This window comes from Streptomyces sp. NRRL F-4489, from assembly GCF_001509485.1.
Taxonomy (GTDB): domain Bacteria; phylum Actinomycetota; class Actinomycetes; order Streptomycetales; family Streptomycetaceae; genus Streptomyces.
On sequence record NZ_LLZI01000072.1, the window covers coordinates 1 to 8,756 of the forward strand.

At 73.8% G+C, this 8,756-nt stretch carries 7 protein-coding genes; 3 read left to right on the forward strand and 4 right to left on the reverse strand.

The genetic code is table 11. The annotated features are described in order from the left end of the window. Positions 1-335: 335 nt before the first annotated feature. Positions 336-1,706 (reverse strand): serine hydrolase domain-containing protein, encoded by a 1,371-nt coding sequence (locus tag ADL22_RS08420; protein WP_234430596.1) that lies wholly within the window; start codon positions 1,704-1,706, stop codon positions 336-338. A gap of 350 nt (positions 1,707-2,056) precedes the next feature. Here ADL22_RS08420 and ADL22_RS08425 point away from each other — a divergent pair, with 350 nt between their 5' ends. Then, a complete protein-coding gene (locus ADL22_RS08425; protein WP_066975349.1) occupies positions 2,057-2,287 on the forward strand; it encodes a DUF6296 family protein in 231 nt (76 codons plus the stop codon). A 239-nt stretch (positions 2,288-2,526) separates the two neighbouring features. Next, complete coding sequence (locus ADL22_RS08430) at positions 2,527-3,537, forward strand: hypothetical protein (RefSeq protein WP_066975340.1); 1,011 nt, start codon at positions 2,527-2,529, stop codon at positions 3,535-3,537. A 320-nt stretch (positions 3,538-3,857) separates the two neighbouring features. Here ADL22_RS08430 and ADL22_RS08435 read toward each other — a convergent pair whose 3' ends face one another. The 3 genes from ADL22_RS08435 to ADL22_RS08445 all read right to left on the reverse strand — a co-directional run bounded on the left by ADL22_RS08435 (position 3,858) and on the right by ADL22_RS08445 (position 7,484). Then, positions 3,858-4,553 carry an aspartate/glutamate racemase family protein gene (locus tag ADL22_RS08435; protein WP_066975342.1) on the reverse strand — a complete coding sequence of 232 codons (696 nt, stop codon included), beginning with the start codon at positions 4,551-4,553 and terminating at the stop codon, positions 3,858-3,860. A gap of 47 nt (positions 4,554-4,600) precedes the next feature. Further along, positions 4,601-5,908, reverse strand: coding sequence for a cytochrome P450 family protein (locus tag ADL22_RS08440; RefSeq protein WP_079063946.1), 1,308 nt, complete (start codon positions 5,906-5,908; stop codon positions 4,601-4,603). Between the two features lie 286 nt (positions 5,909-6,194). Continuing rightward, entirely contained in the window at positions 6,195-7,484 is a 1,290-nt protein-coding gene (locus ADL22_RS08445) for an ATP-binding protein (RefSeq protein ID WP_066975347.1), read from the reverse strand. A gap of 274 nt (positions 7,485-7,758) precedes the next feature. Here ADL22_RS08445 and ADL22_RS08450 point away from each other — a divergent pair, with 274 nt between their 5' ends. After that, entirely contained in the window at positions 7,759-8,484 is a 726-nt protein-coding gene (locus ADL22_RS08450) for a Mut7-C RNAse domain-containing protein (protein ID WP_066975351.1), read from the forward strand. Positions 8,485-8,756 lie beyond the last annotated feature (272 nt).

Consider the following 8,756-nt stretch of genomic DNA (forward strand, 5'->3'; position numbering starts at 1 on the left):
CCCGCCCCCCGCCCCCGGACCGTCGGCCCGCTGCCTGACTGCCGGCCTGTCTCCCGACCGCCGGCCCGCCGCCCGACCGCCAGCCCCCCGCACCGCCGGCCCGTCTCCCGACCGCCGCCCGCTGCCTGACCGCCGGCCCGCCGGCCGCCCCCGGCGGCTGCCCGAGCGCCGGGGGTCCCTGGAACGGGTGGTGTTTGCGGGGCCGGGGCCGGTGTGCGGTCGGTGGTGTCGGTGGTCGGCCGTACGGTGGTGCCCGTATCCATCCGAGCTGCTGGCGCTTCTCGGACCCGCCCCGCCCCCGCGGTATGTCCGCCGGGGGCGGGGCCTTGTGCGGATCAGCCGAGGTGCGGCTGGGCGAGGAGCTGGCCCGTGCCCGTGCCGGGGCTCGTTCCCGCGCCGGTGCCGGTGCTCGGGGTGGCGCACAGGGCCTGGGTTATGTGGGTGTCCAGGGCTGTGTCGATGGGGCTGGGCATGGGGCGGTTGTTGGCGTCGAGTTTCTGGTAACGGGTGAGGTTGAAGCCCACGGAGACCTGGCGCCGGCCGTCCGGGCTGGAGAGGGACCAGGTCATGGCGCCGAGCACCAGGCCGTTGTGGCCCCAGAACTCACCGCAGGGCAGGGACATACGGAGCAGGCCGAGGCCGTAGCGTGCGGTGGAACCCGGTATCGGCACGGTCGTCTTCATCTGGGCCAGCTGGGCCGGGGCGAGCAACTGGCCGCTCAGCAGGGCGCGGTAGAAGCGGTTGAGGTCGGGCATGGTCGACACCAGGGCGCCGGCCGTGCCGCCCCAGGACATGTTGTAGACGCTGTACTCGCGCGGCGGGTCGAACTCCCCGTAAGCGGCCTCGTACATGAGGGCGTGCGGCGCCAGGATCACCGGTGACTGCGTGAAGAAGGTCATCTTCAGGCCCGCTCTGCGGATGACGTTCTCGGTGATGTACGCCTCGGGGGCCTGGCCGGTGACCTTGCGCAGCAGGAGTCCGGCGAGGATGAAGTTGGTGTTGGAATAGTGGTGGGCCTGGCCGGGCGCGCTCAAAGGCGGTGCGGTGAGGCCGAGTCGGGCCAGTTCTTCGGGATCGAAGCGGCGTAGGCGGTTGGTCTCCAGGCTGTCCGTGGTCGTGAAGATCTTGTCGGTGTATTCGCCGATGCCGCTGGTGTGGTTGAGGAGCATGCGGACGGTGATGGCCTGGCCGCGCTCGCCCGGGACGAGGTCGGGGAGATAGCGGGCTATCGGGGCGTCGAGTGCGATCCGGCCTTTGCCCACCTCCTGGAGCACGGCGACGGCGGTGAAGGTCTTGGTGATGCTGCCGATGCGGTGGCGCATGAGGGGCGTGGTGAGGCGCCCGGTGCCGATGTCGGCGACTCCGGCGGCGCCTTGCCATTCATCGGCGCCGTCCCGCGCGGCGGAGTACGCGCCGTACATCCCCGCGTCGTGGAACGCCTGGAGGGATCTCTGCAATGCCTGGTGGTCGACGCCGGCTTCGGAGGCGGGTCTGATGCCTGCCGCTCCCGCGGCCGTTTTCACAGCCGCTCCCGCAGATGCTTGCGCGGCCGTTGCCGCGGTGGGTGCGGTGGTGCCGGTGGCGTGAGCGGTGGCCAGGGCGGGGGCGGGAGCGGCGGCGAGGAGGCATAAGGCGGCCGCGGTGGCGGCGGCCGACGCGGTGAGCGTGCGCCGCGGGAGGCGGTGGGCGGGACGGTCGGTGTGCATGGTCTCTCCGGGAGTTCGGACCTGGCGGGCGCCGGGTCGAGGTCGATGGGAGGGGAGTTGCCGCGGTGGCTTGCTTGATCTTTCGCGATTGATTGTCGCTGGCGGGCAGTTGCCATGACATCAACCCACGGGTCGACGTTGATCGTGAATTTTGGCGGTGTGCGTAGGAGCGTGGTGTGACGGAGGGCGTCGGGGCGGGCTGTTGGTTGTCCGTTCAACGGGTTTGTGGCGAGGCGGGGCGGCCAGGCGTGGGCGACGATGGAAGGAAGCCGGGGCGCCGCGCGCACAGTGCGGTGGCCGGGGCGGTGCCTCGGGCGGCAGTACCCGCAGAGCAGTATCGGGAGGCCCCGATGGATTACCCGGAACGCTATGAGCTGGTATTTCAGGCCCCTGCCGTGGAGGACGACGTCGTGGTCGTCCGGCGTACCGACCAGGTGGGAGCGGGCGGGTATCCGATCTACGAGGACGAATCGGGGATCGTGCGCGCGGAGATCAGCGACCGGGGAGAGGTGCGGATGCTGGCCAGCGGCGGGCATCAGATGCCCCGGACGCCGCTCCCGGCGCGAGCGCTGGCTCCCTGACGTCCGCCCCGACGCCCGCCCCGATGTGATCGGCACCGCCCCCGTGTGAGCGGCTCTCGTACCGGCCTCGTACCCGCCGTGACCGCCGCGCTGTGCGTGGTGGGTGACGAGCGGCGTGCGGGGCCGGGGAGGTGGACGGCCGCGTCCGCCGGGCGGGGGAGGCGGATGGTTCCGGAGGGGGAGGCCGAGAGGTTCGGGGGCGGCGGAGGCTGGATTCCCGTAGGTGGAAGGGAGTCCGGGTGGAGCGCTGGGATCGGGTCGGGGGCTGGGCGGCATACGGGGCCGCGGCGGCGTTGGTGCCGTATCTGGTGATCAAGGTGGTGTGGGTGGCGGGGGCGCTGCTGGGGGTGCTCCCGATCGGAGCGGGGTTCGGCCTGGGCGGGTGGGTGCTGCTCAACGCCGTCACCGTGGGCATGGCGGCCCTCGGGATCGGGCTGGCGCTGGCCCTGGTGCGGCCGTGGGGGCTTCGGCTCCCGGGGTGGCCGGTGGCGTTCTGCGCGTGGACGGGGGCCGGGTTCCTGGTCTCGATCCTGCCGTACGCCGTGGTCAGCGGGCTGCTGCCCGGTGCCGACGCCGGCGACCGGGGTGGCGGTGGTGAGCCGGTGATGCCGGGCTGGGAGGCGGCGCTGATCCAGTGCAGCTTCGTGGGCACCGGCCTCGGCCTGGCCGTGGCGCTGCCCGCTTATGCGCGGCGGTGCCGGCCGGAGCTGTTCGCCGGGCGGCTGGGGGACGGCCGCCGGGGCCCGGTGCCGTGGCCGGCGATCCTCGGTGGCCTGGTCGGCGGGGTCTGGCTGTACTGGGCGCTCGGCGGTACCGGGGGGATCGACCGGCCGGCGCTGCGGACCGTTCAGCGAAGTCTGCTGACGGGGCTGAGCGCGCTGTGGGCGCTGGGCGCGTCCGCCGCCGTGGGGCTGCTGGCGCGGACCCGTCCGGCCCGGTGGCCGCGCTGGTGGGTGTGCGGCCTCGGATGGCTCGGCTCGGGCTCGCTGTTCGCGTGGAGCGGCTGGAAGCTGGTGGGGGTGGCGGTCGTGGGGCTGGTGCGGCCGGCCGGCGTTCAACTGCCCGAGAATCTTGGGATGGCGGCGGTGCTGCACCTGGCCGCGGTGCTGGCCGGTGCCGGGATGGCGTGCGAACTGGCGGGAGGCCGGAGGGCGGAGGCGCCTGGTGGAGGGGCGGGGCGCGGCCCCGTGATCACAGGCCGCGCAGATGGGGATGCGGGCGGCGCGGGTCCGGACGGTCGGGTTCCGTAGCTTCGGGTTCGGATGCGCCTCCGGCGGCGGATGCGTCTCCGAATTCCCCGGGCCCGGCCCCGGCCTCAGCCCCGACCCCGGTTCGGGCCCCGCCCGCCCCCGCGTCCCCCGCCTCACCCCCGCCGCCCGGTTCCGCTCCGGTGGCCTCTCCGCGGAGCACGGCCAGGGCGCGTTCGAGGCTTTCTCCGGTGACCTGGATGCGGATCCTGGCCAGCCGTTCCCACTCGTTGCGCGACACGGGCGTCAGCGTACCTCTCGTTCCCCATGGGGGAGTTGTGGTGGAACGAGAGGTGCGGGGCGGATGGCGTGTGCAGGGTCGGTCAGGTGGCGGACAGGGCGTGGGTGAGGGCCGCTTCGGCGTGCAGCCGGGTGGTGGGGAAGACGGGAACGGGGCTGTCCTGGGGGCGGATGAGGAGTTCGATCTCGGTGCAGCCGAGGACGATGCCCTCGGCCCCGGCGGCGATGAGGTCGTCGATCACCGAACGGAAGGCGTCGCGCGACTCCTCCTTGACGACGCCCAGGCACAGCTCCTCGTAGATGACCCGGTGGACGGTCCGGCGGGCGGCGGCCTCCGGGACGAGCACGTCGAGGCCGTGGCCGGCGAGACGGCCGCGGTAGAAGTCCTGCTCCATGGTGAAGGCGGTGCCGAGCAGCCCGATCCGCCGAAGTCCCTTGGCGCGTACGGCGTCCGCGGTGGTGTCGGCGAGGTGCAGCAGCGGCACGCCGACCGCCGCGGAGACCCGGTCGGCGACCTTGTGCATGGTGTTGGTGCAGATCAGCAGCAGGTCCGCGCCCGCCGCCTCCAGTGCCTTGGCGGCCCGGGCCAGGACCTCGCCGGCCTCGTCCCAGCGGCCCTCGGCCTGGAGGCGTTCGATCTCCGCGAAGTCCACCGAATACAGGACGCACTTGGCGGAGTGCAGCCCGCCCAGGCGCTCGCGCGTCAGCTCGTTCAGCAGGCGGTAGCACTCCGCGGTGGACTCCCAGCTCATGCCGCCGATCAAACCTATGGTCTTCATCGGGACACTGTCGCACGTCCGGCCCATGGGGCCCGAGGGCCGACCCGTTAGACCGTCCACCGCACCGGCAGCCTCTCCGGGCCGCGCATCAGGAGGCCGGAGCGCCAGGTGAGGGCGCCGGCGGTGGTGTCCAGGGCGAGGCCGGGGCAGCGGTCCAGGAGGGAGCGGAGGGCGATCCGGCCCTCCAGACGGGCCAGCGGGGCGCCGAGGCAGAAGTGGATGCCGTGCCCGAAGGCGACATGGCCGCGCGCGTCGCGGGTGAGGTCGAAGTCGTCGGCCGCGGCGAACCGTTGGGGGTCGCGCGAGGCCGAGGCGAGCGAGATGAGGACGGGCGCGCCCTGGGGGATCACGGTGCCACCGAGTTCCACCGGGGCGGCCGCGCAGCGCCAGGTGGCGGTCTCCACCGGGCCGTCGTAGCGCAGCATCTCCTCCACGGCGTTCTCCAGCAGACCGCCGTCGGCCCGCAGGGCGGCCAGCTGGTCGGGGTGCTCCAGCAGGGCCCGGACGCCGTTGGAGATCAGGCCGACGGTGGTCTCGTGGCCGGCGACCAGCAGCAGGAACGCGGTGCCGATCAGCTCCTCGCGGGACAGCTGGTCGCCGTCCTCGTCGCTGGTCCGGATCAGGGCGCTGAGCAGCCCGTCGGCCGGTTCCCGGCGCTGGGTCTCGATCAGGCCGGCGAGGTATTCCGACATCGCCACGACGGCGGCCCGCACCTCTTCCGGGCCGGTCGGTGAGACCAGTTCGCGGGACCAGGCGCGAAACGCGTCGCGGTCCATCGACGGGACGCCGAGCAGCTCGCAGATGACGGTCATCGGCAGCGGGAAGGCCAGCGCCTCCACCAGGTCGGCCCGGCCGTCCGGCGCCGCCAGCATCGCGTCGAGCAGGCCGTCGGTGAGGTGCTGGACGCGGGGGCGGAGCGCTTCGACGCGGCGGGGGGTGAACTCCTTCGCCACCAGCTTCCGCAGCCGGGTGTGGTGCGGCGGATCCACGTCCAGCATGTTGGTGAACAGCGGCGCCCGGTCGTCGACGACCCGTTCGAGGTGCGCGCTGCTCCAGTCCTTGCCCAGCCGAGGGTCCGCGAGCGCCGTCCGGACCGCCTCGTGGCCGACGATCAGCCACGCCTCCTGGCCGAAGGGGGTGCGCACCCGGTGGACAGGGCCCCGGGCCCGCAGTGCGGCGTAGTACGGATACGGATCGGCGACGAAGTCCGGCCCGTAGGAGCCCAGATCGACCACGGGGAGGGAGGCGCCGGACCCGGGGTCACCGGACGGGGCCGGTCCCGGAGCGCTGCCCCGAGCGTGCTGCGGGGCCTGTGCGGCCCGTGGTGCCTGAGCTGCCTGCGGATTCTCCGGCATGTGCCGTCCCGCCTCCCTCGACTCTCGGTACGCGCCATTCTCGGTACGCGTCGCTGTCCCGGCACACGGAGCGCGGTGCCGCACCGCCCGCCGGCCCGGCTGCCCTTCTCACCGTAGGCAGACCGGCCGGGCGCTTCGTCGTCCCAGCGGAGGAGGCGCGGCGGGAGCGCGTCCTCCGTGCGCAGTGCGTGCGGGTCGTCCGGGTGGCGGGAGCGGCCGCTCGCGGCCCTTAGGGGAACGGCCGCCCCGAGCGGCCGCCCGAGCGGCCGTCCCGCCCCCAGCGGCCTCAGCAGCGGGCGTGGGCCGTGATGTCGGCGGTGAACTCGTCGATCATCGCGGGGGTGACGGTCGGCCGGCTCCGCTCGATCGCGGCCAGGTAGTCCTCGGTGCCGGCACCGGGCCGGCCCCGGTCGCCCGGACCGACGCCGACCGCCTCCAGGTCCCGTTCGAACGACGCCTGCGCGGCCACCCGGGCGGCGTGCTCGATGTCCGCCGGGGTGAACAGGTCACTGGCCGCGACCAGCGCCGGAATGTCGACATCGGGACGGCCCTCGGTGTAGCGCGACCAGATCGCCGCGCGGGCGGCCTTGTCGGGCGTACCGATCGGGATCAGGTAGTCGAAGCGCCCCGGGCGCAGGAACGCCGGGTCGAGCGAGCGGATGGAGTTGGTCGCGCACACCAGCAGCCGCTCGTCCCGCTCCCGGAAGCCGGGGATCAGCTTCAGCAGCTCATTGGTCACGCCGTGCAGCCCGCCCGGCTGGGCCGGTTCACCGCGCACCGGGGCGATCTCCTCGACCTCGTCGATGAAGACCAGCACCCGCTCCAGCTCGGCGATCCTGGCGAACGCGGAGCGCAGCGCCGCCGCGAGGTTCCCCTCGTCCGCCAACCGGGACGGCAGCAGCTCGACGAACGGCCAGCCGAGCCGGGCGGCGATCCCCCGGGCGAAGGTCGTCTTCCCGGTACCCGGCGGGCCGAACAGGGTGATCGCCCTCGGGGGCCGCACCCCGTGCCGGGCGGCCCGCTCCGGCTCCGCCAGCGGCAGCACCACCCGCCGTTCGATCAGGTCCTTCTCCGCCTCCATCCCCGCGACCCTGGCCCACAGGTCGGACGGCAGGAACCGGCCGCCCAGCTCCTCCAGGAGGCTGGCCGCCGGCCCGTGGTGCGGTTCGACCTTCTCGAAGTACGCGACCGCCGGCTGCCGGGTGTAGCCGGCGTTCAGCAGCCCCTCGCCGAGCAGGTCCTCCTCGGGCAGGACGTACGCGATCCGGCTGACCCGGGCGGCGACCAGGCGCCGCTCCAGCTCGACCAGCAGGGCGCTGGCCAGCCCCCGGCCGCGCCACGCCGAGGAGATCGCGATCCGCATCACCCAGCCCCGCTCACCGGCCACACAGGCGAGCGCCGCGCCGATCGGGGCGCCCTGGTGGACGGCCACCACGGCGGGCTGCCGCGAGGTGAGCGCGCTGATGCACTCGGCGAGCGAGAACACCGACTCCTGGCCGAGTTCGGCGGTGGAGTCGATCAGGTGGACCACTTCGGCGAGGTCCTTCTCGCGGTAGTCATGGATGAGCCAGTTCACCGGTGCCGCCCCTCATTGGTGTCGCTGCCGTGGCCGACGGGCCCCTCGTGGTGTGGCTGCCGTGGCCGGTGGGTCCCTCGTTGCTGATGTGCAGGTGAGGCTAGGTGCGGCGGGCGGAGCGGTCCTGCTCCACGGCGCACAATCCGTGGGGCCGACCACTACGGTCCGTATGTGGCGCGGGGTGCCGCCCCTGTTTCCGCGGCTCCCGGCGCCCGGCCGCCGCCCCGCGGAAACGGGTGGCCGCCACGCCCCGCGCGATGCGATGCTGAGCGACGTGAACGGACCTGAGATCGCCCTGACTTTCGCCCCTGAGCTGCACCTTTTCGTCGGCGCCGGGCGCGCCGCCGCCGGTACGCCGCTGGTCACCGACGGCGCCTCGACGCTCGGGCATGTCGTCGAGTCGCTGGGCGTACCGCTCACCGAGGTCGGGCGGCTGGTCGCGGAGGGTACGGAGGTCCCGGTCTCGCACGTGCCGCGCGAGGGCGAACGCATCGAGGTCCGCGCCGTCGAGCGCCCGCAGCGCGTCCCCGGCGCACCCCTGCGCTTCCTGCTCGACGTGCACCTGGGCACCCTCGCCCGCCGTCTGCGGCTGCTGGGCGTCGACGCCGCGTACACCAACGAGGACCCGGGCGACGCGGCCCTGGCGGCGCTCTCCGCGAAGGAGCGCCGGGTGCTGCTCTCCCGGGACCGCGGGCTGCTCCAGCGCCGCGAGATCTGGGCCGGCGCCTACGTCTACAGCGACCGCCCGGACGACCAACTCCGCGATGTCCTCAGCCGGTTCGCGCCCGACCTCGCCCCGTGGACCCGCTGCACCGCGTGCAACGGCCGACTCACCGCGGCCGACAAGGACGCCGTCCAGGAGCAGTTGCAGCACGGCACGCAGCGCACGTACGACGTCTTCGCGCAGTGCACCGCCTGCGGACGGGTCTACTGGCGCGGCGCCCACCACGCCCGTCTGGAGGCGATCGTCGAGGAGGCGCTGCGGGTCGGCGCCGAGTGACCCGGAGGGGGCCTCGGTAGCCCTTTCGGCATCTGTTCGTCGCCCCCGAACAGCGCGGCGACTAAGGCGCGTTGGGGGCCGAACCCTGCGTCCCCCGAACTGCCGTCGGCACGCGTCGAGCTGACCCGCCGTCACCGCAGGCCACGTAGTCGGAACGCCCCTCGGCCCGTAGGGCAGCCCCTCACCAGACCCCTGCGCGGCCCGGGCTCCCTCCCCGAATCCGGGAGGCGACCCGCGAGCCACCGCCCCCCCACCAGACCCACCCCACGGCC